This is a genomic window from Flavobacterium sp. 28YEA47A, assembly GCF_041262125.1.
Classification (GTDB): Bacteria; Bacteroidota; Bacteroidia; order Flavobacteriales; family Flavobacteriaceae; genus Flavobacterium.
In genome coordinates this window covers 132330-157208 of record NZ_JBGCCI010000004.1, presented here as the reverse complement: position 1 = coordinate 157208, position 24879 = coordinate 132330, and the positions used below count along the sequence as shown (strand labels likewise).

At 36.5% G+C, this 24879-nt stretch carries 17 protein-coding genes and 1 tRNA gene; 6 read left to right on the top strand and 12 right to left on the bottom strand.

Features of this window, described 5'->3' with window-relative positions:
• Nucleotides 1-48: 48 nt before the first annotated feature.
• From ABH942_RS07025 to ABH942_RS07010, 4 genes are all read right to left on the bottom strand, one after another.
• Nucleotides 49-2358: a glycoside hydrolase family 65 protein gene (locus ABH942_RS07025; RefSeq protein WP_370030521.1), complete on the bottom strand. Its 2310-nt coding sequence runs from the start codon at nucleotides 2356-2358 to the stop codon at nucleotides 49-51.
• Between the two features lies 1 nt (nucleotide 2359).
• Nucleotides 2360-3016, bottom strand: a complete 657-nt coding sequence (gene pgmB / locus ABH942_RS07020) for a beta-phosphoglucomutase (protein WP_370030519.1) — start codon at nucleotides 3014-3016, stop codon at nucleotides 2360-2362.
• 4 nt (nucleotides 3017-3020) lie between these two features.
• The gene (locus ABH942_RS07015) at nucleotides 3021-4367 is read right to left on the bottom strand and encodes an MFS transporter (RefSeq protein ID WP_370030517.1); all 1347 of its coding nucleotides are present in this window, start codon (nucleotides 4365-4367) and stop codon (nucleotides 3021-3023) included.
• 204 nt (nucleotides 4368-4571) lie between these two features.
• On the bottom strand, nucleotides 4572-5597 hold the full coding sequence (locus tag ABH942_RS07010) for a LacI family DNA-binding transcriptional regulator (protein WP_370030515.1): 1026 nt from the start codon (nucleotides 5595-5597) through the stop codon (nucleotides 4572-4574).
• A gap of 226 nt (nucleotides 5598-5823) precedes the next feature.
• Between ABH942_RS07010 and ABH942_RS07005 the strand changes: the two genes are divergently transcribed.
• The 5 genes from ABH942_RS07005 to ABH942_RS06985 all read left to right on the top strand — a co-directional run bounded on the left by ABH942_RS07005 (nucleotide 5824) and on the right by ABH942_RS06985 (nucleotide 17372).
• Nucleotides 5824-8772, top strand: coding sequence for a SusC/RagA family TonB-linked outer membrane protein (locus ABH942_RS07005; RefSeq protein WP_370030513.1), 2949 nt, complete (start codon nucleotides 5824-5826; stop codon nucleotides 8770-8772).
• 13 nt (nucleotides 8773-8785) lie between these two features.
• Entirely contained in the window at nucleotides 8786-10387 is a 1602-nt protein-coding gene (locus tag ABH942_RS07000) for a RagB/SusD family nutrient uptake outer membrane protein (RefSeq protein ID WP_370030511.1), read from the top strand.
• Between the two features lie 23 nt (nucleotides 10388-10410).
• On the top strand, nucleotides 10411-11529 hold the full coding sequence (locus ABH942_RS06995; RefSeq protein ID WP_370030509.1) for a SusE domain-containing protein: 1119 nt from the start codon (nucleotides 10411-10413) through the stop codon (nucleotides 11527-11529).
• Between the two features lie 56 nt (nucleotides 11530-11585).
• Nucleotides 11586-14489, top strand: a complete 2904-nt coding sequence (locus tag ABH942_RS06990) for an alpha-amylase family glycosyl hydrolase (RefSeq protein ID WP_370030507.1) — start codon at nucleotides 11586-11588, stop codon at nucleotides 14487-14489.
• Between the two features lie 126 nt (nucleotides 14490-14615).
• Nucleotides 14616-17372 (top strand): AsmA-like C-terminal region-containing protein, encoded by a 2757-nt coding sequence (locus ABH942_RS06985; protein ID WP_370030505.1) that lies wholly within the window; start codon nucleotides 14616-14618, stop codon nucleotides 17370-17372.
• 113 nt (nucleotides 17373-17485) lie between these two features.
• Here the strand turns inward: ABH942_RS06985 and ABH942_RS06980 are convergent, their stop codons facing one another.
• From ABH942_RS06980 to ABH942_RS06965, 4 genes are all read right to left on the bottom strand, one after another.
• Entirely contained in the window at nucleotides 17486-19048 is a 1563-nt protein-coding gene (locus ABH942_RS06980) for a hypothetical protein (protein WP_370030504.1), read from the bottom strand.
• Nucleotides 19049-19183: 135 nt separating this feature from the next.
• On the bottom strand, nucleotides 19184-20089 hold the full coding sequence (locus ABH942_RS06975; protein WP_370030502.1) for a hypothetical protein: 906 nt from the start codon (nucleotides 20087-20089) through the stop codon (nucleotides 19184-19186).
• A complete protein-coding gene (locus ABH942_RS06970) occupies nucleotides 20076-21176 on the bottom strand; it encodes an RNA polymerase sigma factor (RefSeq protein ID WP_370030500.1) in 1101 nt (366 codons plus the stop codon). The genes ABH942_RS06975 and ABH942_RS06970 overlap by 14 nt, the downstream gene beginning before the upstream one ends.
• Nucleotides 21177-21179: 3 nt before the next feature.
• The gene (locus tag ABH942_RS06965) at nucleotides 21180-22184 is read right to left on the bottom strand and encodes a hypothetical protein (protein ID WP_370030498.1); all 1005 of its coding nucleotides are present in this window, start codon (nucleotides 22182-22184) and stop codon (nucleotides 21180-21182) included.
• 266 nt (nucleotides 22185-22450) lie between these two features.
• Between ABH942_RS06965 and ABH942_RS06960 the strand changes: the two genes are divergently transcribed.
• A complete protein-coding gene (locus ABH942_RS06960) occupies nucleotides 22451-23182 on the top strand; it encodes a hypothetical protein (RefSeq protein ID WP_370030496.1) in 732 nt (243 codons plus the stop codon).
• 105 nt (nucleotides 23183-23287) lie between these two features.
• On the opposite strand, the gene ABH942_RS06955 is transcribed toward ABH942_RS06960, so the two are convergent.
• The 4 genes from ABH942_RS06955 to ABH942_RS06940 form a co-directional block, all read right to left on the bottom strand.
• Entirely contained in the window at nucleotides 23288-23836 is a 549-nt protein-coding gene (locus tag ABH942_RS06955; protein ID WP_370030494.1) for a MarR family winged helix-turn-helix transcriptional regulator, read from the bottom strand.
• Between the two features lie 214 nt (nucleotides 23837-24050).
• A complete protein-coding gene (locus tag ABH942_RS06950; RefSeq protein ID WP_370030492.1) occupies nucleotides 24051-24311 on the bottom strand; it encodes a DUF2024 family protein in 261 nt (86 codons plus the stop codon).
• 11 nt (nucleotides 24312-24322) lie between these two features.
• Nucleotides 24323-24553, bottom strand: a complete 231-nt coding sequence (locus ABH942_RS06945; protein ID WP_370030490.1) for a thioredoxin family protein — start codon at nucleotides 24551-24553, stop codon at nucleotides 24323-24325.
• Between the two features lie 183 nt (nucleotides 24554-24736).
• Nucleotides 24737-24809 (bottom strand) — tRNA-Phe (locus ABH942_RS06940).
• Nucleotides 24810-24879: the final 70 nt, after the last annotated feature.

Here is a 24879-nt window from a genome sequence, read left to right as displayed (position 1 = left end):
AAAAACCCTTTCGGAGTTAAAAACTCCGAAAGGGAAGGGTGGTGGTATTTATACGGTTACCAGAGTATTTGGCTCTACAAGTACTGCTTTTCCGTTGACATAAACGGTCAGTTCCTGAGTTCCTTCTAAGGTAAATTTAGTTTCGTTTGCATTTACGAAAACTTGCAATATTTGGTTTCTGAAATTGATTTTGAATGAATAGCCTTGCCACTGCTCCGGAATTTTTGGTTCAAAATGTAAGCTGTCATTTTTGACACGCAAGCCTCCAAAACCTTCAACGATGCTCATCCAGGTTCCGGCCATACTTGTAATATGGCAGCCTTCTTCCACTTCTTTGTTATAATCGTCAAGATCCAAACGCGAAGTTCTTAAGTAGAAAGTATACGCTTGTTCCATACGACCTAGAGTTGCAGCCTGGATAGAGTGCACACATGGAGAAAGCGAAGATTCATGTACCGTAAAAGGCTCATAAAAATCGAAATGTCTTTCCAATTGCTCTTTTGAGAAATGGTCTTCAAAAAAGTAAAATCCTTGTAATACGTCGGCTTGTTTGATGTATGGAGAACGTAGGATTCTGTCCCATGACCATTTTTGGTTGATTGGTCTCTGGCTTTTATCCAAATCGTGGACTTTAACCAGTTCTTTGTCTAAAAATCCGTCTTGTTGCAAATAAACATCGTGCTCTTCAGAATAAGGAAGATACATTTTATCTGCTACTTTTTTCCAATTGGTTATTTCTGCTGCTTCCAGTTTTGTTTTTGAAATGATTCTGGAATAATCAGCAGCATATTCTTTCTCTACTTTTTCAATTTGCTCAACGGCATAGTCGATACACCATTTTGCCAGATAATTGGTATAGAAATTATTGTTTACGTTGTTTTCGTATTCGTTCGGGCCGGTAACGCCTAAGATTACAAATTGGTTTTTAAGCGTAGACAATGTTGCTCTCTGATGCCAAAAACGGGCAATAGCAATTAATACTTCCAGACCTTTTTCAGGAATATAGCTGTAATCGCCAGTAAATCGATGATAGTTGTAGATGGCAAAAGCAATGGCTCCGTTTCTGTGAATTTCTTCAAAGGTAATTTCCCATTCATTGTGACATTCTTCTCCGTTCATTGTTACCATCGGGAAAAGAGCGGCGCCGTTTGTAAAGCCTAATTTTTCACCATTTTCGATTGCCTTATCCAATTGGTTGTATCGGTAGGTCAGCAAATTTCGGGCAACCTGCTGGTCTTTTGTCGCCATGTAAAACGGAATGCAATACGCTTCGGTATCCCAGTAGGTAGAACCACCATATTTTTCTCCTGTAAAACCTTTTGGGCCAATGTTCAGTCGAGAATCTTTACCCAAATAAGTTTGGTTCAGTTGGAAAATATTAAAACGGATTCCCTGTTGTGCCTTAACGTCACCATCGATAGTAATATCCGACATTTCCCAAATTTTTGACCAGGCTTCAATCTGTTCTTGCAATAAGGTTTCATAGCCTTTTGCTTTTGCCTTTACAATGATGTTTTGGGCTGCGGAGATTAATTGCGAGTTCTCATGGTTTAGCGACACGGTATAGCCACCAAATTTCTGGATGGATGATTTTTCTCCTTGTGCAGCTTCTGTTTCATAAGCAAAAAGAATTTTTTCTGAAGTAGCTTCAACGGTAACAGGAGCGATATTCAGGTTTTTGCCATTTAAAAAGATGTTGTTTGACATATAAGTTGCCACGTTAAAATGGGTCTTAAATGTTCTGGCAACAACAAAGGCTTCATTACCGGAATGTTTTGTTTCCAGCGGTTCCCAGAATTTTTCTTCCCAGTTGGCGTCTTCATTTTTTACTCCAGCATCAATATAAGGCTTGTAAACGATTTTTGCGTCTTTGTTTAAAGGCGTAATCTCATAATTAATAACACCTAATTCATCTGAATCCAGCGAAAGAAAACGACGAACATCAACTTTTATCTGAGTTCCGTTTTTTAGGGTAGCTTCAAAAGAACGGTGGTACCATCCTTCTTTCATGTTTAATTCGCGCTCGAAGTTTTTTACTTCTGAGCACGTATTCAAATCGAGATTTTCTCCATTAATTTCAACATTGATCCCGATCCAATTGGGTGCGTTCAGTACTTTGGCAAAATATTCCGGATAACCATTTTTCCACCAGCCCACTTTTGTTTTGTCCGGATAGTAGATTCCGGCAATATAGCTTCCCTGGAAAGTTTCTCCGGAATAGCTTTCTTCGAAATTGGCACGTTGTCCCATGGCACCGTTTCCAATACTGAATAAACTTTCGGAAGATTTTATTCTTTCTGCATCAAATCCTTCTTCTATGATTGACCAATTATTTGGTACTATATAATCTTGGTTCATTTTATCTGTTCACTAAAGTTTCTATGAAATTTGTTTCTATATGGGTAAAGTCAGGGAAAATATAATCGGCTTCATGCAGAATTTTTGCTTCTCCAATTCCTATACTTGTCATGTTGGCACTATTTGCGGCTTGTATGCCGGCTACAGAGTCTTCAAAAACAATAGCGTTTTCAGGAGCAGTGTTTAATAATTCTGCTGCTCTTAGGAAAACTTCAGGATCGGGTTTGGCATTTGAAACATCATTGCCGTCGACTATAGCATCAAAATAGTGGATGATGCCTGTTTTTTCCAAGATTGGCCTCGCATTTTTGCTGGCAGAACCCAAAGCAATCAGTTGTTTTTTTTCTTTTAGGTAACGTAGGACAGGCAGAATTCCTGCAAGCAGTTCGCTTTCGTCCATGTCAACTAAATAGGAGAGGTAGTCCTCATTTTTTTGTGTAAGCCATTTGTCTTTATCTTCCTGGCCGGCTTCTATTTTTCCTAATTGAAGGATTAGCTCTAACGAACGTACACGGCTTACGCCTTTTAATTCTTCGTTGTGTTCCGGAGTAAATTCTATGCCCAGCTGGTTGGCTATTTTTTGCCATGCCAGATAATGGTATTTAGCGGTATCGACGATTACTCCGTCTAAATCGAATATAAATGCTTTTGTTTTCAAAGTTTTATTGTTTTACGGTGTCGTCCTGATCTTTAACTCGCATCACAAAAAGGGAAGCGATAAGGAAAGCAACTCCGCTGGTTACAATGGCATAGATAGGGTTACCGCCATAGATGTATTTAACGATAGGTCCGCCAATGATGGCGTTGATGATTTGGGGAACTACAATGAAGAAGTTAAAAATTCCCATATAGACTCCCATTTTTTTAGCAGGAATAGAACCTGAAAGGATGGCATAAGGCATGGCAAGGATACTCGCCCAAGCAATACCAACACCAATCATCGAAACAATTAACCAATTAGGACTTGGAGCAAAATAGACTGAGATCAGCCCGATTCCTCCTACGATTAATGAAAAAGCATGTGTAGATTTTCGACCTATTTTTTTAGCAATTGCCGGTAAAAAGAAAGCAAAGACAGCTGAAACGGCATTATAGACTCCAAAGATGATTCCAACCCAGTCGCCAGCTTCCTGATAGGTTTTGCTGTGTGTGTCTTCTAGCGGAAGTCCATAGATGTGGTGTGCTATGGCAGGAGTTGTAAAAACCCACATTCCGAATAAGGCAAACCAGGAAAAGAATTGTACCCAACCCAGCTGTCTCATGGTCTGAGGCATGTTTTCGAAGTCCTTGAAAATATTCATTAGGCTTGCTTTTTCTTCTTCCTCATGGACAATTCCTTCTGCTTTATCGAATGCTTCCAGTTCTTCCGGCGAATATTCTTTAGTAGTAGAAATGGTCCATAATACGGCTCCTACCAAAACGGCGGCGCCAATAATAAAGGATAAGATCAAGTGGTAAGGAACCTCGCCAGGTGCGGCTTCGCTAGAAACGCCAAACCAATTACTTAAAGCATAAGGAAGCCAGGAACCTATTACAGCACCAAATCCTATGAGAGCAGTTTGTACGCTAAAACCCAAGGTTCTCTGATCGGCAGGAAGCAAGTCGGCTACTAAAGCTCTAAAAGGTTCCATCGCAATATTAAACGAGGCGTCCATAATCATGAGCATTCCGGCACCTACCCAAAGAGCAGGCATAAAAGCAGTCAGCATCGCAGATTGCGGCATGAATATTAATCCCAGTGCCGCTAAAATTGATCCGATTAAAAAGTAAGGTTTTCTTCTGCCAAAACGTGTCCAGGTTCTGTCGCTGTAGTGGCCTATAATTGGCTGGACAATCAATCCCATTAATGGGGCAACAATCCAAAACCATGACAGACTGTGTACGTCGGCTCCGAAGATTTGCAGAATTCTACTGGCATTTGCATTTTGCAAGGCAAATCCCATTTGTATTCCCAGATAGCCAAAACTCATGTTCCAGATATCGAGAAAACTTAATTTACGCTTTTTCATTATCGTAATTTGTTGATTGATATACGATAAGCGTTAGCAGCTTATCAAGACTTAATCTTTCGTTCGAAGTAAAAATATAAGCATTGATAATTGTTACAAATATATAATTTTTTTATACCCGAAATTAAAATTTGAATATTTAACACTCGGTAAAAATGGGAAAATCCATTTTTATATATTTGATTTTCAAGGTTTTGAATTGAACTACAACGTTGGCGTAGATTCTCGAACCACGAGGTGAGTTTCTATAACTTCTGTTTTGTAATGTTCGTCTTCTTCCTGTTCTGATTCTAATCTTTCAATAAGCATTTTGGCTGCTTTTCCGCCCATTTTTATTCCGTTCTGGCTTACCGTGGTGATGCTTGGCGAAGAATATTTAGAAATTATACCATCCGTAAATCCGATGACCGATATATCTTCCGGAACTTTAAGGTTTATTTTCTTAGCCGCTTTAATTGCAGTTACGGCAAATAATTCGTTTACAGCAAACACAGCATCTATTTCATTAGTATTGACCAGTTCTTCAATCTGATGTTCGCAGATGTCGATGTCTTCGATTTTTAGTATCAGTTTAGGATCTACGGCAATATTGTTTGTTTTCAGTGCCTTGATGTATCCGTCTGTGCGTAGTTTTCCAACGCTGACATAATCAACGGTAGTAATCAGTGCAATTTTTTTGAATCCTTTATCGATTAAATCCTGAACCGCTTCATAGGCAGCCAGGTTATCGTCAATAATAACCTTGTCACATAAAATATCATTTGTCACGCGGTCAAACATAACGACAGGCATTCCCTGATTAATAACTTCAGTAATATGGTGGAAGTCTTTTTTATGTTGGGTTTCTTTAGAAAGCGACATGATAAATCCATCAATACTTCCGTTGGCAAGCATTTCCATGTTGATGACTTCCTTATCAAAAGATTCGTCAGATAACGTTACGATAACATTGTAGCCATGTTCGTTGGCTACATGCTCAATTCCGCTAATAACTGTTGCAAAAAAGTGGTGTACGATTTCAGGAATGATAACACCAATTGTTTTTGTTTTTTTGTTTTTTAAACTTAAGGCAATCAGGTTGGGTCTGTAGTTATATAATTTGGCAAAAGCCTGCACTTTTTGGCGCGTATCTTCACTAATTTCAGGACTGTCTCTTAGTGATTTTGAAACGGTTGAAATCGATACGTCTAATTCTTTGGCAATTTGTTTTAGCGTGACTTTTTTTCGCATAGTATTTAATGTCAGGTAAATATTTCTGAATAAAGATAAATTTAATTTTTATTAATAGCGATTTTCGGGTAAAAAATCTGCGTATTTACTAAAGTTTTCAACACGCAAACGTTTTCGGTTGGTGCTTTTACGAAAACGATTTTTTTCTCTAAAATATTTACATAGATTTAACATTCGAAGTAAAAATATAAGGTAAACAAACTCATTTTTAACCTAAACAAAATGTATGAAAACAATTTACAAAAAGTTGTTGCTTTTATTACTGATGCTTCCGTTTAGTGTGCTGGCACAGAACACGTTAAATGGAAATGTCAGAGATGAGGTTTCAGGATTGCCCTTACCGGGAGTCAGTGTGACTGTTCAAGGCACCACAAATGGATCCTCAACCGATTTTGATGGAAATTTCTCACTTTCCGGAGTAAAATCGGGAGATGTAATTTCCTTCACTTTTTTGGGCTATAAACCGACCACTATCACCTATTCTTCACAAAATACTATAAGTGTTATTTTACAAGAAGATGCTTCGCAATTGGATGAGGTTGTAGTAGTAGGATATGGATCTGTAAAAAAGAAGGATGCTACAGGAGCTGTAGAGGTAATTTCTTCAAAAGATTTTAACCGAGGCATGAATGCGACCGCAGAAAACCTATTAAATGGTAGAGTAGCAGGTTTGAACATTACAACTAGTGGAGCACCAGGATCAGGATCTACAATCAGGATTCGTGGAGGATCTTCCTTGAATGCAAAAAATGATCCGTTAATCGTAATCGACGGTCTTCCTTTAGATAATGAAGCAAGTGGAGGTTCTACAAGCGTGTTAGCTTCTATAAACCCAAATGATATTGAATCTTTCTCTATCTTGAAAGATGCTTCTGCTACGGCAATCTACGGTTCCAGAGCTTCTAATGGTGTCATCATCATTACTACTAAAAAAGGAAGTCAGGGAGATATGCAGGTTAGTTTCAATTCTGTAACTACCGTAAATACCCTGGCTAAAAAAGTAGATGTATTGTCTGCTGACCAATTCAGAGCATTAGTAAATCAGGTAGGATCGCCAACACAAATAGGTTTGCTTGGTAACGCAAAAACAGATTGGCAAGATCAAATTTTCCAGACAAGCATGTCGGTTGATAATAACCTTTCTATGAGAGGAAACTTATTTGGAGTAATGCCAGCCAGATTATCGATTGGTTATACTCAAATTCCTGGACTTTTAAAGACGGGAGAATTCAAAAGAACAACAACTTCTTTGGCATTAAACCCATCATTCTTTGATGACCATTTGAAAATTAACTTGAATGCTAATATTTCTTGGCAAGATAACCGTTTTGCAGAAGAAGGAGCTATAGGTAATGCTTTGAGCTTTGACCCAACTCAGTCTGTTTATGATCCGGCTTCTTATTTTGGAGGTTATTTCGAATGGCTTGAGCCAGACGGAGACAGGGTTGTTACCGGAGCACAACAAAACCCGGTATCACTATTGAACCAAAGAAGAAATGTTACAGACAACCGTAAAATGTATGGTAATTTCCAGGTTGACTATAAGCTGCATTTCTTTGAAGACATCAGAGCCGTAGTAAATGTTGGTTTTGATAAGCAGGACGGTAACGGAACTAATACATTAGCTCCTTTTAGCCCAGCTGGTTTCCAAACAGGAAGTTACAGTGGAGGTACTTATCATAATTATGGAGCTTTTAGCTATTTTAATGAGAATAAGGAAAACAAATTATTAGATGCATACCTTGTATATTCTAAGGAAATTGGAAAATTCAATTTGGATGTTACAGGAGGTTATTCGTACCAGAATTTCAAATGGGTAGGTTTCTCTACAGGAAACGTTTACGACCCGAATGCGCAACCGGACGTATTTACAAGACCTACTGTAAACTTGCAGTCTTACTTCGGAAGAATGAATTTAGGATATAATGACAAGTATTTACTTACCTTAAACTACAGAAGAGACGGTACTTCTCGATTCTCTAAAGAAAACAGATGGGGTAACTTCCCGGGAGCTGCTTTCGCATGGAAAATATCACAAGAAAGCTTTATGAAAAACCTAAGCTTTGTTTCTGACCTTAAATTAAGATTAGGATGGGGTATTACAGGACAGCAGGATATTAATGACGGTTTTGCTTATATCGAAAGATATACTACAGGAACAACTCAGGCACAATACCAATTTGGAAATGTTTTCGTTCCAGTAGGAAGACCAGAAGGTTATAACAAAGGACTGAAATGGGAAGAAACAGAAACCAGAAACATTGGTATCGATTATGGCTTTTTTAATAACAGTTTGAGAGGATCTTTGGATTTATATGAGAAAAAATCATCTGATTTGTTAGCAATTGTTCCTTTTCCTGATGGAGCAAACTTGTCTAACCAGGGATTCAGAAACTTTGGAAACTTTACGTCTAAAGGTGTTGAATTCAGCGTAAGCTATGATATCTTTCGCGGAGAAGGATTTAATTGGACTACAACATTTAATGCGACCTTTAATAAGCAGGAAATTACAGATATTCCATCTGACAACCCTGTAGGTGACATTGACGGTGGTGGTGGAAACAAAATCCAGATCAACTCTGTTGGATACAGCCCGAATGCATTTTATGTATACGAACAGGTGTATGATGCAAACGGAAAACCAGTTGAAGGCGTGTATGTTGACAGAAACCAAGACGGGATTATTTCGACAGCTGATCAATACAGATACAAAAAGCCAAATGCAGATTATACATTTGGTATGATGAACAATATGACTTACAAGCAATTTGATCTTTCATTTGCCTGGAGAGCCAGCTTAGGAAACTATATGTATAATAACGTTGCTTCTAACAAAGGAGTATTACAGGCTGGTATCCGTTACAATGACGTAATCAGTAACATCAATTCAGATTATTTGAATTCAGGTTTCCAATTTGAAGGAAACAACAGACTTTTCTCTGATTATTATATTCAAAATGCATCATGGTTCAAATTGGATAACATCACCTTAGGATACACAATCCAAAATCCTTTTGCTACTAAGAAATCCAAATTTAGAGTTTATGGAGCCGTTCAGAACGTATTTACAATCACGGACTATGACGGAATAGATCCTGAAATTTATGGTGGTATTGATAAGACTATCTATCCAAGACCAAGAATGTTCATGCTAGGATTTAATATAGATTTTTAAAAAAAATATGAAAATGAAAAAAATGTTAGACATACTAGGGAAGAAAGCGCTGCTGTTGCTTATTATTATGGCAATAGGCGTTTCTTGTACGGACGATTTAGATGTAATGCCACAGGATGATGATGACTTTACAGCTGAAAAATTCTACGAAAATCCTCAAGCTTATAGAATGTTCCTGGCTAAGCTGTACCTTGGGTTGGCAAAAGCAGGAAATGGAGAAGGAGATGGTGGTGAAGATTTGCAAGGAATCAGAAATGACTTCAGTCCATATTTGAGAGCCTTCTATACATTGCAGCAGTTACCAACAGATGAGTCGGTAATAGCCTGGCAAGATGGTAACTTACCATCAATGAATACACACACATGGACAAGCAATAATGAGTTCATCTATGTAATGTATTCCAGAACTTTTTACCAGATAAGTTTGGCGAATGAGTTCTTAAGACAATCTACTCCTGACAAAGTAGGGAGCAGAAATGTTGATCCGGCTATTTCGAGCGATATGAAGTCCTACAGAGCAGAAGCCAGATTTTTGAGAGCATTGTCATTGTATCATGCTATGGATTTGTTCGGACGTGTGCCAATTGTTACAGAAAATGATCCTGTTGGATTCTTTTTTCCACAACAGAGAGAGAAAATCGATGTTTTCAACTACATAAAAGATGAATTGATAGCTATCGACGCCGACTTGAAAGAATCAAGAACAAATGAGTACGGAAGAGTAGACAAGATTGCAGCAAAAATGCTATTGGCAAAACTGTATTTAAATGCAGAGGTATACATCAATCAGCCAAAATATGCTGAAGCTGCCGCTGCTTTAGATGCTGTTGTAAACTCAACGTATCAAATTGCAAACGTTCCTTACAAATATTTGTTTATGGCTGATAACGATGTGAATGGTGCTCAGAATGAGTTCATCTTCCCAGTGCGTTTTGATGGTCAGTATACTACCAGTGGAGGAACAAATTATTTAGTACACGCTTCTATCTTAAGTTCAATGAACGCGAGCGATTTTGGAGTTGACGGTGGTTGGAAAGGATTAAGAACCAGAAGAGAATTTGTAAACAAGTTTGCAGATGTAACAGGAGCTTCTGACAACAGGGCAATGTTCCATACAACCGGACAAACTTTAGATATTGCCAGTATTGCTGACGAAACACAAGGATATGGAATAACTAAATGGACTAACAAAAAATCGGATGGATCTAACGGTTCAAATCCTTCAGGAGCTTTTGTTGATACAGATTTCCCATTATTCCGTTTGGCTGATGCTTATTTGATGTATGCTGAATTAGCTGTAAGAGGACAAGGTTCACTTTCGCAAGCGGTAATTTATGTAAATGCTTTAAGAACCAGAGCAAATGCAGGTACTATATCTCAAGGAGATCTTACCTTGGATTTTATCTTGGCTGAAAGATCCAGGGAATTATACTGGGAATGCCACAGACGTCAAGATTTGATCCGTTTTGGAAAATTCACCGGCGGTTCTTACTTATGGCAATGGAAAGGCAACTCTGTCAACGGAGCGCCAATTTCAGATCATTTGAAATTGTTCCCAATTCCGGATAGAGCAAAGGCTGCAAACCCAACTTTACAACAAAACACAGGTTATTAATTAAAGTAAAAAATCATATAGATATGAAAAATATAGCAAAATCATTAATTGCATTATTCGCAGTCTTGGCTGTTTCATGTAGCTCAGACGATGTTGAAGACAGACCGGTAATTAAAGCCATTGATGGGCCAGCTTTGATTGCGCCAGATGGAGGATCTTATGTATTGAATATTGAGAGTGCTAATAATTTGGCAGAACGATTCGTTTGGACTTCCGCTAATTTTGGGCAAAGTGTTGCAATAAACTATGAAGTACAGCTTGATGTTGCTGATGGAGTAGACGAGTTTGCAGAGCCACGTTCATTAGGTTCTGTAATTGGAGCAAATCAGCTGGCAGTTTCAGTTGTAACTTTAAATACGGCGGCTATTGCTTTGGGAGGTGTCCCATTAGAAGAAAAACAATATGTAGTTAGAGTTAAAGCTAGTGTAAATGGCACTTTTGAGCCAACTTATAGCAACCCTGTTACGATTACAATAACTCCATATCAGGCTTTTGTTCCTTTACAAAATTTATATCTTGTTGGAGATGCTACAGAATATGGATATAACAATAATGCAGGAAATTCACCTTTGTTTAGAGACCCTGGAAATCAATATAAATTTTATTACACGGGTTATTTTACAGGAGGAAACGGAATAAAAATTTTGTCGGCTCTTGGAAGCTGGCACCCACAATATGGTTCAGCAGGAGCTGGAATCTTAGCAGTAAGCGGTGCTGATGGAAGCAATGAGCCAGGTCCTATATCTGTTCCATCTTCAGGATATTATGAGCTAACAATCGATATTCAAGAAATGACATATTCATTACTGCCATTTACCTATGACCCTGCTACTATGCCAGTTTTTGGAAGTGTAGGAATTATTGGTGCTGGTACGCCAGGTGGTTGGGATGCTGATACTGATATGACAAATAGTACTGCAAATCCTCATTTATGGAAATTAAATGAGATTGTTATTACTCAGAATGCACTAAAATTTAGAGCTAATCATAGCTGGGATACACCAGGAAACTGGGGTGGAGGAACACCTGTTTCAGGTCAGCTAAGCATTAATGGAGGAGACTTTATTGGTGTTGCTGCTGAAGGAACATACTCTGTTTGGTTTAATGATCTTGACAGACGTTATATTTTTATCCCGAGATAATTTGAACAATAAAAAAGCTACCGGAATTTTCAGGTAGCTTTTTTTAATAATACTATATGAAAAAAATTACACTATTATTTTTATTGATTGCTTCCTATGCATGGTCACAGCAGCAAACGGTAACTTATTCGGTTGCTCCTACGACTTTCGAAGAGAACCAATCCATTACCCTGACTTTTAACGGAAGCAGCATTAATGAAGCTACGTGGGGAGTTACGGGCAATGCTCTTTATATTTGGGCATGGTCTTTAGATCTGAATGACCAAAATAATGCCGATTGTCCTACAAATGGTGATTGGGGGAACTCTAATGAAGCCAACCGCCTGACGTATAATTCTGCTAATGATACCTATTCGATAACTTTTGTTCCAACTACTTTTTATGCGAGAACAGGAATCGGGAGAATAGGATTTTTGATTAAGGCAAAGAATGGAAACGGAGACAAGAAATCTCAGGATATTCTGCTCAGAGTTGGGACTTTTCAGGTAAACCTGACAGCACCTGCTCAAAACAGTAGTACAATGATTGCTTCCGGATCGAACTTTACTATAACGGCTAACAATACAGGTGGAAATGCAAGCTATGTTTTAAAATCTAACGGCTCGACCATCAATACGAATGCCAGTACTGCAAGCTATTCTTATATCCATACAGGAATTACCTCAAACCAAAATTATTCGCTTGAAGTGACTCAGGGAACAACTACAATTACTAAAAACTTTGCAGTCATTGTAAATCCGGGTAGTATTAGTGGAGCTTTACCAGCTGGAATGGGCGACGGTATCAATTATAATCCATCAGACCCAACAAAAGCAACATTGGTATTAAATGTGCCAAATAAGGATTTTGTATACGTTGCAGGAAGTTTCAATAATTGGCAGCCTACAGGAGCGTATGCAATGAAAAAAGATCCGGCTACAGGAAAATTTTGGATTGAATTATCAGGATTGACCTCAGGTACTGTTTATACTTACCAATATTGGGTAGGCGATCAGACTAACCTTCCTGCTAATTCGCCTGCTTTAGTTAAAACAGCAGATCCGTTCTCAACATTGGTTCTAAGCCCGTTTGATGATCCGGAAATTGCTTCATTGGGTGTTTATCCTAATTTGTCAGCTTATCCGGCAGGTCAGGAAAGAGAAGTATCAGTACTTCAAACCGGACCCAATGCATTTTACAATTATAACTGGAGTGCGGCGACAACTAACTTTGTAAAGCCAAGCAAAAAAGACCTGGTAATTTATGAAGTTCTCGTAAGAGATTTTGATGCTAACAGAACTTACCAGAATCTGATTGACCGTATAGATTATTTTAAAAATCTTAAAATAAATGCGATTCAGCTGATGCCGGTTATGGAATTTGAAGGTAATGAAAGCTGGGGCTATAATACCGTATATCATTTGGCTTTAGACAAAAGATACGGAACAGAGGCCAAACTGAAAGAATTTATCGATTTATGCCATCAGAATGGAATTGCTGTTATTTTTGACATAGCATTAAACCACGTTTATGGTCGCTCGCCATTAGAAAGAATGTGGATGATCGATACTGATAACGATGGCTGGGCAAATGGTGTTACTTCGGAAAACCCATACTGCAATCAAAATGCAATGCACTCTTATAGTGTAGGTAGAGATCTTAACCATTTCAACGAACCAAATAATCTTACCGGCTATTATGTGCAAAGAACAATACAACGTTGGATGAACGATTTTAAAATCGATGGTTTCCGTTGGGATTTAACCAAAGGTTTTACACAAAATTGCCCATACACAGGAAGTGGCTCTGCACAGGATGCATGTACCAATAATTATCAGGCAGATCGTGTGGCTAAGCTAAAATACTATGCCGATTTGCAATGGACAATTGATCCTAATTTCTATGTAATTTTTGAACATTTAGGAACAGGTGGTTCTTATAATGAAGAAGTAGAATGGGCAAATTACAGAAAAACAGGTGATGCTGACGGAATTTCTAAAGGAATCATGCAATGGAGAAAAATGACCGATCCTTATGCTAATTTCTTAAAGGGAAATAGCACCAATTTAACAGGAGTTGCTGATGCAACTGACCGATTTATTGGATATGCAGAAAGCCATGATGAAGAAAGAGTAATCTATAAGGCGCTTACCGAGTCAGGACAAACTAACGGTAATCTTCCAAAAGTATTGGCAAGAATGTCGGCAATGGGAGCCTTGCATTTATTAGTTCCTGGACCAAAAATGATTTATCATTTTGGAGATTTAGGTTACAACAGCTCTATCTTTACTTGTAGCAACGGAACCGTTAATACACCGTCAGATGCTATTTCCGGCGACTGTAAGTTAGATACAAAACCACAGCCGCAATGGACAAATAACTGGCTTGGAGATGTTGCTAGAAAAAAAATATATGATGATTGGGCAAAAATGATCGATTTTAAAAAACGTGAGAATGTTTTTGAAAACGGAACCCATGCCTGGAATTTTTCACAAACAGGAAGACCAAGACTGGACATCTGGACAAGCACATCGCAAACAGCAGATTTGAGTTATGTTTTTGTATTAACCAATGCTACTAACACGGCTTATAACGCTCCCGCAGGTTTCCCATATACAGGAACCTGGTATAATTTGATGGACGGTACGCCAATAACAGTTACAGATGCAAATATGATTATTCCTATTGAAGTTGACGGTTTCAGGATTTTTGGAAACAAGCAGGCATTGTTGGAGAGAAATGAGTTCAATACAACGGCTATAGCCTTGTATCCAAATCCGGCTAAAGGAATTTTCAATATTAGTAAGGATACAAAACAAGTCTCCGTTTATTCAATTACCGGCCAGTTGGTAAAAGAATTCAAAGGAGATTTTAGCAACGACTACCAATATTCAGTAGAAAATCTGAATCAGGGAATGTACATTGTAAAAGTGTTAGATTCTGAAGGACAGGAGTCTACGCTAAAACTGATGAAACAATAAAATTTTTGAGTTAGTTTTAAAATTAGATTTTAAAAAATGCCTTTTCGAGAAATTGAAAAGGCATTTTTGTTTGAAACAGGAAAATTCTTGTTAGGAAATGAAGTTTGATACCCGTATTTTTGTAGTATGAAAACGTCGTTTAAAAAAATAGGAGTTAAAGTCCTCAAAATAACAGGGATAACTATTGGAAGCATACTGCTGCTGATGTTTCTTTTGCCCCTGCTTTTTCCCGGGAGGATTGCAGAACAGGTAAAAGCATTTGCCAATAAAAAGCTGGATGGCGAATTGAGCTTTTCAGAATCGAAGCTGTCTTTCTTTAAGCACTTTCCTTCGTTGACAGTGACATTGAATGACTTTTCGCTGAAAGGTTCAGCTCCTTATAAAAATGATACGCTGGTAGCGGCAAAAGATGTATCGTTTGGTATCAACCTCAAAAACCTGATTTTTGACGGAAACATAAACATTGATGAAATATATGTTTCTAAAGGTCTGATTAATGTCGAAGTCAATGAAAAAGGACAGGCTAATTACAACGTTTATATTTCAGATAAAGAAGAAACTTCAAAAGATACTACAGGAACATCAATTCGTCTTGAAAGAATCGATATCAGAAATGTAGCGCTTAAATATCGCGATATTTCTGCAAAAGTAAATCTGGAAGCCAAAGGATTTAATTATTTAGGGAAAGGTAATCTCGACAAATCGATTTTTGATCTCTATACTGAAGCAAAAATAGAATCGTTGGATTTTGCATTTGATGGCGAAAAATACCTGGAAAACAAAAAAATTGATGCCGATCTTATTACCAAGATCAATACGAACTCGCTGTCGTTTGTTTTTCAGCAAAATGATTTGCGGATTAATAAGTTGCCGGTAAGTTTTATCGGAAAGATGAATTTCCTGAAAGACGGTTATGATATCGACATAAAAATTGAATCCAAAGACAGCAGGCTAAATGATCTTTTCACAGCATTACCACCTAAATATGTTACCTGGCTGGAAAAGACAAAAGTAAAAGGACAAACAGACCTCTTGCTTACCTTTAAAGGAAATTATAATGCTTCGCTTAATAGAAAACCAGACCTGGCATTTGGAATGAACATCAGAGAAGGGAATATTTCTTATAAAGATGCTCCATTCGAAACCTCGAATATTTCCTTGAAATTTTATACCAAATTACCTTCATTAGAAACAGAAGAACTGGAAGTAAAATTGGATACGTTGCATTTTAATGTTGGAAACGATTACCTGAGTGCGAAAATAAATTCAAAAGGGATAAAAAACATTGACCTGACTGCCAATATAAAATCCAAGTTGGATCTTGCCAAAGCAATTGGCGCAATGGGAATCGGCAATCTGGAACTGAAAGGTGTGCTTTTGGCCGACATCAATTCAAAAGGACAATACAATAGCGAGAAAAGACTTTTCCCGATTACAGATGGAACAATTAATCTCCAAAACGGTTTCCTGAAAACAGAATATTATCCAAATCCAATCACTGATATTAAGTTTGTAGCAGCTGTCAAAAACACAACAGGACAATATAAAGACCTTAAAATCAATGTGACTCCTGCTTCTTTCGTATTTGAGCAAAACCCGATTTATGTAAAAGCAATCTTGTCTGATTTTGACGATGTCAATTATGATGTAGAAGCAAAAGGAACGCTTGATATTGCAAAAATCTACAAAGTTTTCAGGCAAAAAGGAATTGACATTAGCGGTTATGCAAAAGCAGACCTGTCTTTGAAAGGGAAACAGAGCTACGCAACAACCGGACAATATAATAAACTAAACAACAAAGGCAGCTTGCTGTTACGCGATATAAAAGCAACATCAGAGCTGTTTCCAAAACCATTTTTTATTCAGGAAGGACTTTTTACTTTCCATCAGGACAAGCTGAATTTTGATAAATTCAGTGCCAATTATGGGAAATCTGATTTTGCGATGAAAGGCCGTCTTGAAAATGCTATCAATTTCTTTTTTGAGAAAAAAGCAATACTCAAAGGTCATTTTGAGGTAAACTCAGGATATATTGCGGCCGATGAATTTATGGCTCAGGAACCGATTGCTGAAAAAGGAAAAGAAATTGAGAAAAAATCTGTTCCGGATTCTAAAACTGCAGAAGCTACGGGAGTGATTCTCTTGCCGGAAAACCTAAAAGTATCCTTATTGGCGAATGTGAAAAAGCTGGAATACGACGGACTTGTTTTGGATAACGTTACCGGAAGTACTTCTTTAGACAGAGGAAAGTTACTTTTCCAAAAAATAGGTTTCGGAATTATTGGATGTCGAGTTGGGATTGATGGTTTTTACGACGACATCAATGCTAAAAAAGCAAATTTCGATATCCACTTCGTAGCTAAAAACTTCAATGTCAAAAAAGCGTATAACGAAATCGAAATGTTCCGGAAACTGGCTTCATCGGCTGAAAAGGCTGAAGGTATTATTTCTTTGGATTATAGCGTAAAAGGGCAGTTAAATGAAGAAATGAAACCGATTTATCCTACGTTGGTAGGAAAAGGAGTTGTTTCGCTGAGCAAAGTAAAAGTCAACGGATTGAAACTATTTAACCAGCTAAGCAGCAAGACTGATTTTGAGAGTATTGACAATCCTGATTTAAGTCAGGTAGACATCAAATCAACGATTAAAAATAATATTATAAAAATCGAACAGACCAAAATGAAGGTAGCTCTTTTCAGATTGCGACTGCAAGGAGAAACGAGTTTTGATGGAAGGCTAAACCTTAAAATACGCGTAGGCTTGCCGCCATTCGGATTAATCGGTATTCCTGTTGTAGTAGCCGGAACACAAGATAATCCTAAAATCAAGGTGTTCAGCAAGACGGGAGAGGCTATTGAAGAAACCAAGCCAGAAGGTCAATAAGATTTAAAATAATTATTGATTTACATCAAATAACTTTGTGCCTTAGCGTCTTTGCGAGAAAATAACTGCTCGCAAAGACGCTAAGGCGCAAAGCATTATAGCAAAAAATAAAACTATAAAAGAGTCTTTTTCAGTCCTTCGCCTATATTTCTCCAGAAGAAATTATAGAATGATTTTTCCTGGATTCTCTCGACTTCGACTTCTGCCTCCACGACTTTTTCGTTAGAATCATTTTTTACGAATAAGTTACCTACGGCAGAAAGCAGTTTGTTCTTTTTCTCCGGATTTTTTTTCTGATAGAGAGTGACTTTTATATCGTCATATTTAATGGCAAAATCTCCTTTGGATCTTGTGTCATTCCCAGTGAAGTTAAAATATACTTCGTTGAGTTTTCCTTCAACAGAGGCATTCATATAAGGTTTTGTAAAAGGCTTCAGCTTATCGGCAGGAAACTGAAATATGGTTCCTTTGATGTTGAATCCGTCTGATGCGTCCAACACATTAAAACGCCAGTTTACTTTCATTGGCGAAACATTCATAAACTTGCAATTGACAGTAATTTTTACATCGGGAAGTTTTTTATGTCCATAGCCGCTATTGATATCAGTTACAAACATGTTGAACTTATTAAAAGAAAGCAATCCGGCTCCTTTTTCAAAAGTTTTTTCTTCTTCATATTCCAAAGTAGATTCCCGAATGGCAAGCGTGTCCACATGAAGAGGGAATTTGATGTCGCGCAGAAGTTTATTATACAGAGGTTTTTTTGAAAGATCATCTGGCGGCATTTTCGGACGATAGATATTGGCAAAAACCTTTTCAAAAAAGATATTGGTACTGTTGAAATAAAAAACACTGTCTTTAAATCCCCAGTCCATATCGTTTATTTTTATTTCACTGGCATTGATGGTATAAATATCTTTTTCTTTAGGAATCCTCTTGACAAATTCATGGCGGTCATATTCCGGAATCATGCGGAAATCGGCTATTTTTAAATCAGATTTATCACTATGTATTTGTTTTGCCGTCAGATGGTAAAACTCGTTTGCACGATAATAAATACTATCACAGTCGATTTCGAAATTTTTATAGGTAAAAGGGATTTTTTCTTTTAATGTAGTATCATCCAGCAAAATGCCATCAAGTTGCATAGACAAATTGTGGACAATCAAAGATGCTTTATTATCAGTTGTGGAAATGATCTGAAGGCTGGAATTTAAAAGATAAATATCAGATACGGAGATGGTATTTTTAAACGGAGCAACCACTTTGTCCCGAATACTATTCGGATTGTTTAAAGCCCTGTCATTGTCTTTAAAAAGTATAATTTCAGGCTTGTTGATGATGATCTTGTCTGCAACAATCTTTTTGCCAAACAAAATTGACCAGGCACTGATTCCTTCTACTTTTATACTTTGTATGGTGGTGTAGATTCCGGCCTTGACGTCTGTTTTCTTTAAAGACGATTTCGGAACGATGGTAATTTCCTTAGCAGTGGCATTTCCGTCAAACAAGGCAACCTCGAGAGTTTTGTAGGTAATCTGGTAAGGCGAATTGTTATTTTCGTTGATAATAACAGGCAGCTGCTTTCGTATCCAATAGTTCAGGCCAATATTTAAAATCAAGGCCAGGACTAGAAGAATCCCAATTCCAATCAATGTCTTTTTCCACCAAACCATAGGGTTTTCTTTCTGTTCTGCACTTAAATATAAACATAAAAAAGCGGGTTCAGAAACCTCAAATGATTTATTATAAGAAAATTATGATTTGTCTAAACGACTCCCAACTATCCACTATCCACTAAAAACTATCCACTATAGGCTATACACTAATTGTACCATAAACTTCTTTTCAGAAAACTCATTCTTCGTTTTAAAAGACTGATCCTTATCTTGCTTATTGGTAAAAAGCAGATTATTTGCTTTTCCGGAACTAAAATGAACGGCAACAGATAACTGTTTTGAAATAGCATACTGCACTTCGGCCAAATATCCTATTTGGAAAGCCTCGGCTCTAAATGTTTGCGTTTCATCTAAGGATCGTGGCAGTCTTCCGGATGAGCCTAAAAATTGCGACTTATAGCTGCTTGTGCTAACAAACCCGCCAATGGAAGGCATAAACTTATTTATTCTATAATAAAATTGAATTGGTATTTGCAGCTGAAAATGCTTGCTTTCAATAGATTGGAATAATTTGGGTTCATTGTTTTGTGTAAAATAATAACCATTGAGTTCACTGTCTTTTTTGGAGGCGTTAAACGAAAACGGACTTGTCCAATAAAAGGCATCTATCCCGATTCCTACAGAAAAATTAGAATTGAATAATTCCTTTCGAGTCCAAATTCCCAAACCTAATCCGATAGGATTGGGAGCATCGACCTTTTTAAACAGGCTATTGCTCACCAAACCAAGATGCAATTTTCCGCCAAAAAACCAACTTTGTTTTTTGTCTTTTTCAATCCTTTTTTTATTGGTAATAAGAACAAGTGTATCCACAGCAATTTGGAACTTTTTTCCATTTTGTGACAGCTCTAATTTGTCTTTTTTATCATTTTCTGAAGTAAAGATAGCCTTGTCTATTTTAATCAGAGGCTTTTCAATAAAAATAGTATCATACACGATAACTTCTTCATAGACATAAATAGTATCTACCTTTTTTTCTTGCGAAAAAGCAAAAGTAGAAAAGACCAAAAAAAGGATTAAGATTTTATTCTGAAACATAAATAGTGTCTTTTTTTACGATTTGCCTTTTGATGATCACCACTTTCTGAGGCTCGTTCTTCACAGAATCTTTCTGTGAAATAGTAGCTGCTACTTCTGTAATATTTTGAGAACTGTTCTTTGAAAGCGCTGTTTTTTCTTGTGTAAAAGAGGGTTTATTGATGTCCTTTGATTCACTTGTATAATCTTCATTTTTTGCTGCATCTTCCGTGTTTACAACCAATTGGTTTTCAGGAGTATTGTCAGCCGATTCGGAATCCAATTTAGGATGACTTTTTTGCGGAATATCTTTTACATCAAAGTTGTAGGCATAAAAAGCAATTCCTAGTACACCTAAGAAACAAATGCCCATAGTTATAAATTTAGGCGCAGAATTTATTTTAGTCAGTCCAATAAATTGGCTTGGAATGGTTGCTTTATCTGAAGCAGATTCAAAGGTTTTCAATGGTTCTATTTCAAAATCTTGAAACTGTTTTTTGTAAAAATTAGCAAACATTTGATTTCCAAAACCTAAAAAAATCAAGAGCGCAATACGGCGTTTCTTTTTCTCATCAACCGGTTTTTCTTTTATTCTGTCCAATAGAAAAAGCTGAATTGCCTTTCGGGCTCTTGATAAATGCGATTTTGAAGTGCCTGCCGATATATGAAGTATCTTGCTGATTTCGCTATGTGAAAACTGATCAATAACATACATATTAAAAACGGACTTATGATGCTCTGGCAAGCGGTCTATGGCTTCTAATATATCGTCTCTTTCTAAATCGGCAGACAGAAGTATGCTTTTAGCATCTATTTCGATAGTACTCATAACGGTATTTGAATCAACAATTTCATAATCCTGATGCGTTGAAAAGTTTATTTTTTTTACCTCTTTTAAATGATGAATGGCCATGTTTATAACAATTCTGCTCAACCAGCCATGCAAAGCACTTTTATCTTTTAAAGTGTCTTCTTTTTGGATAGCCACAATAAAAGAATCCTGAACGATATCCTCGGCTGTAGCAACATCTTTTATATATCTGCGACAAATCCCCAAGAGTTTTGGGGATGTCTTTGTATAAATATCATTCCAGTTGATGCTATTCATAATTTAGTTTTGGACTACAAAAAGCGATAAGAATGTGCCTTCAGAATCTGGTATTTGTGCTGTCTCAACTCCGTTTATAGTCAGGTAGCTAATATAGCTGGTAACTCCTTCCTGAGTGGCTTTGTAGGTATTGTTATTTAGAATTTTAAAATCCATAATTCCGCCAAATTGTGATTGTCCTGCATCATGCAACACGCCATTTTTATAAATGCTGGCTCCGTCTGTAAGATACAGGTTGTTACTGTCAAAATACATTGATGAAATTGCTGCTACGGTTGAAAAAGAAGTTTCTGAACCAGTAGCTATATTTTTATAATAGCCACCACCGTTTGCTGTTCCGTAGGCATATACTTCGTTATTGTTTTTAGCTAGGCCAGCTACTGTAGTGAATGGAATCTCGGTAAAAACATTATTTGTAAAATAACCATTTAAGGTTAAGGCGCCAGTACTGGAAGCAGCTATATAAACAGTATTGTTTACTGCTTTTATTTTAGGATAGTTCTGAACGTAAGCACCATAATCACGAACTACCGTCTTGACGCCATTTTTCCAATAAGCGAGACTGTAATCCTCAAAAGTGATAATCCTTCTCTTGGTGTAACCAACAAAATAAACATCGCTGCCAACTACTTCAAAATCGGTAATAGTCATGACTTCCTCGTCTGCTGTGCTGAGACTTGTTTTTAAATTAGTCAATACACCATTTTTCCAAAACATTGGGAAAACTTCTAAAGTAGTTGTACCGGCGCCCATCCCAAGAACATATACATCATTATTTACTACTGTAATTTTGTTAGCAGTAGGAGCTGTTATTCCTCCAGACTCTAATACTACAGGCTGGTTGTTTTTCCAATAACAAGCCTGGTTGTCTTTCTGGCCTGCGACATAAACATCTACAGAGTTGTTAGTCGGTACATTAGTTGAATTTGAATCTGTAACCGAATCCTCACTACAGGAAATTTGTAACAAGCCAGTACATAGAGTCAGAATAAGTAAAATCTTTTTCATAAGTAAAAATAAATTGGAGTTAATATACTTTAATTTTATGATAAGAGTAAAAAAAATGAAATGGTTGCAGTAAAAAAGCAAAATAAATGTAGAAAGGATAAAGTTGTTGCCTATAATGTGGTTGTAATACCAAGTCAGCAACTTGTTGGCAAGGTTTTAGTTCTATCTTAAAAAGAGTAAATCAGTTGATTTATATTTACTAGTATAGGTCAAAAGTATAAATCAGTCACATACAAATCAGCAGTAATTTAACTAAAAAGGGTATCATGAAAAAAAATCACTTTGGAGTATTATTTATTTTAATAGCCAACCTTATGTATAGTCAAGGTTTTGTTGGAAACCTTACAGACATTTCTAATGAACAGGAATTAGAATTTCAAAGTGTTGAAAAATCAATGAAACTAATGAAAGCAAATGAAATAGATAATTACAAAATAAGAGAAATAAATTCTAAAGAATTTGATACTATAAACAAACCGATAGCCTATTTAATTCAGGATTTAAATAAACCCGAAACCTATTTGATTCGAGATTTTAATAACAGAATTGGAACAATTTCAATAGCAATAAAAAATAATGATGAATTTAAAGTGTATGAGCTATTTCCAGCAAATAAAAATCCCAATGATACTTTATATTTTGATAGGGAGAAGGATAAATTTGGCTTTTTAAGAATGTCTGCACCGGCAATTAAAGAAATAAAAAGAGTTAAACTCGATAAATCTAAAAGTGAAGAATTAATAATAAAATTTTCATACCAGTATATAGGTTGCCTTGATTGTAATCAAAGTCAGGCTAGCACAACAAATGGATATATACTATTTGATTTTGATAAATTACAACTTTTAAAGTTGATAAATTTTCATAATACAAGTTTAGCACAACAATTAATGTTTTTTCAGAATTTCGAAAATTTTAAAATAGAATTTAAGGAAAACTATGTGAAAATGAAAAACAGAAAATATTTCTATAAAGACAACAAATTAATTAGAAAATAGACTGAGCCAACAGTGGTCTTGTTGTGTCAACTTGTAAGTGGTACCTCCAGAAATCGAACCTGGGACACATAAAATTTTACAGTATTTAAAAGATGGCTTTTCACGCTAATAAGCCATAGACTTATCATGAAATTCAGGACAATCAATACGGATGTCCCTATTTTCTAATTTCATTACGAGCAAGTCGCAAAAGTGTTCAGAGCCTACTTGGGAATAATATTTGCAGTTATAGCAAGTCCTCTGAACATCTATAACATTCAGTCGATTCAGCCCGATAATAAGATCGGAAATGTTTTTCCAGATAATTTCCTTATCATCATCACTGGCCTGAGAAATGATTTTAGTAACAGGATTTGGAAAATCTTCTGTTTCGGCTACTATTTTCTTCCCAATTTCGGTAAGCAGGATCGTATAGCTTCTGGAATCATTCAGATCAGTTGATTTTTCAATCATTTTTTTGGCTTCCAGAATCTTAACGGCATCGCTTATGGTCGGTTTGGTGACGTTAAACTCTTTCGCCAGATAACTTACTGTTGATTTTTCCTGTGTATGGTTGTGGATAAAGATAAGCAGCTGGATTTGGATAGGACTTAACGAATGTTCCTTGGCTTTTTCCCATAAGAGTACCTTAAAAACCTGCGATAGTCTTTCCATGCCTGCAACTATTTTGTTGTCAAGATTTTCATTTTGTGTGTTAAGATTAAAAATTGACATATTGTATGTTCAAAATAGTTTGCAATATTCGCCTCTGCCAAAATTAATTATTTTTGATAAGGTAGAGCATATAAACTTGATTAGGCAATAAAAGATTAAAGTTTCACATCCAGAATATTGAATGTGAAACTTTTTGATTCAATTGTGAAATTGTTTAACATCCTTCTATTTCGATTATGAAATATCCTTTTTGTTCTACGCCGGCTGCGATTTCTTCTGTTACATTTTCTATATGGCAAAAATTACATTCTTTGGCTGTCAGAGGTGAGTTCTCTTCCTTTTTGGATTTTAGGTAGTCTTTTCCAAAAGCATAAATCGTTTCTAAATCAGAAATTTCATCAGGAGCAAGAATGTCAAAATGCATGATACTTCCATCTTTTTTGGTTACATAAGTATCCCAAACTGCTACTTTCATACGATTTCAGGTTATTTTAGGTCAGATAAAGCCGCACCAAAATTAATATGCAGTATGTTTCCTGTTGGTGTTACCAATGCTGGAACTGATTTTAAGCCTGCTTTTTCTGCTTCAGCCAGTCGGTCTTTTGCTTCACCTAAATTGACAATCTCTAAATTTGAATTGTCCATTAACGATAGGATTTCTTGTTCTGCTGTCACACAAACTGGACAACCTGCATGGTAAAAAACTGATTTTTTCATTTTTAAACTATTTAAAATTAATGCATTATTGCGAGAACAAAATTAGTAAGGAATCCTAACTAATAAATATGAATTAACTTTTTATTGGGAAATAGGCAAGGTTAATAAAAGAGGATGGAATAGAAAATACAGAGAGTTATAGCAATAAAAAAAGCCTAAACAAATTGATGTTTAGGCTTTCTGTGGTACCTCCAGGAATCGAACCAGGGACACATGGATTTTCAGTCCATTGCTCTACCAACTGAGCTAAGGTACCGTTGCTAATGCGGGTGCAAATATAGAACGATTTTTAATTTATCCAAAACAAATTTTAAAAAAAATCAATT

Coding starts and splice junctions, on each gene's coding strand:
- ABH942_RS06975 (WP_370030502.1), bottom strand. CDS start 20,089: ATGTTTCAGAATAAAATCTTAATCCTTTTTTTGGTCTTTTCTACTTTT.
- ABH942_RS06955 (WP_370030494.1), bottom strand. CDS start 23,836: ATGGAAAGACTATCGCAGGTTTTTAAGGTACTCTTATGGGAAAAAGCC.
- ABH942_RS07015 (WP_370030517.1), bottom strand. CDS start 4,367: ATGAAAAAGCGTAAATTAAGTTTTCTCGATATCTGGAACATGAGTTTT.
- ABH942_RS07005 (WP_370030513.1), top strand. CDS start 5,824: ATGAAAACAATTTACAAAAAGTTGTTGCTTTTATTACTGATGCTTCCG.
- ABH942_RS06970 (WP_370030500.1), bottom strand. CDS start 21,176: ATGAATAGCATCAACTGGAATGATATTTATACAAAGACATCCCCAAAA.
- ABH942_RS06950 (WP_370030492.1), bottom strand. CDS start 24,311: ATGAAAGTAGCAGTTTGGGATACTTATGTAACCAAAAAAGATGGAAGT.
- ABH942_RS06995 (WP_370030509.1), top strand. CDS start 10,411: ATGAAAAATATAGCAAAATCATTAATTGCATTATTCGCAGTCTTGGCT.
- ABH942_RS06990 (WP_370030507.1), top strand. CDS start 11,586: ATGAAAAAAATTACACTATTATTTTTATTGATTGCTTCCTATGCATGG.
- ABH942_RS07000 (WP_370030511.1), top strand. CDS start 8,786: ATGAAAAAAATGTTAGACATACTAGGGAAGAAAGCGCTGCTGTTGCTT.
- ABH942_RS06945 (WP_370030490.1), bottom strand. CDS start 24,553: ATGAAAAAATCAGTTTTTTACCATGCAGGTTGTCCAGTTTGTGTGACA.
- ABH942_RS06965 (WP_370030498.1), bottom strand. CDS start 22,184: ATGAAAAAGATTTTACTTATTCTGACTCTATGTACTGGCTTGTTACAA.
- ABH942_RS07025 (WP_370030521.1), bottom strand. CDS start 2,358: ATGAACCAAGATTATATAGTACCAAATAATTGGTCAATCATAGAAGAA.
- ABH942_RS06980 (WP_370030504.1), bottom strand. CDS start 19,048: ATGGTTTGGTGGAAAAAGACATTGATTGGAATTGGGATTCTTCTAGTC.
- ABH942_RS06960 (WP_370030496.1), top strand. CDS start 22,451: ATGAAAAAAAATCACTTTGGAGTATTATTTATTTTAATAGCCAACCTT.
- ABH942_RS07010 (WP_370030515.1), bottom strand. CDS start 5,597: ATGCGAAAAAAAGTCACGCTAAAACAAATTGCCAAAGAATTAGACGTA.
- ABH942_RS06985 (WP_370030505.1), top strand. CDS start 14,616: ATGAAAACGTCGTTTAAAAAAATAGGAGTTAAAGTCCTCAAAATAACA.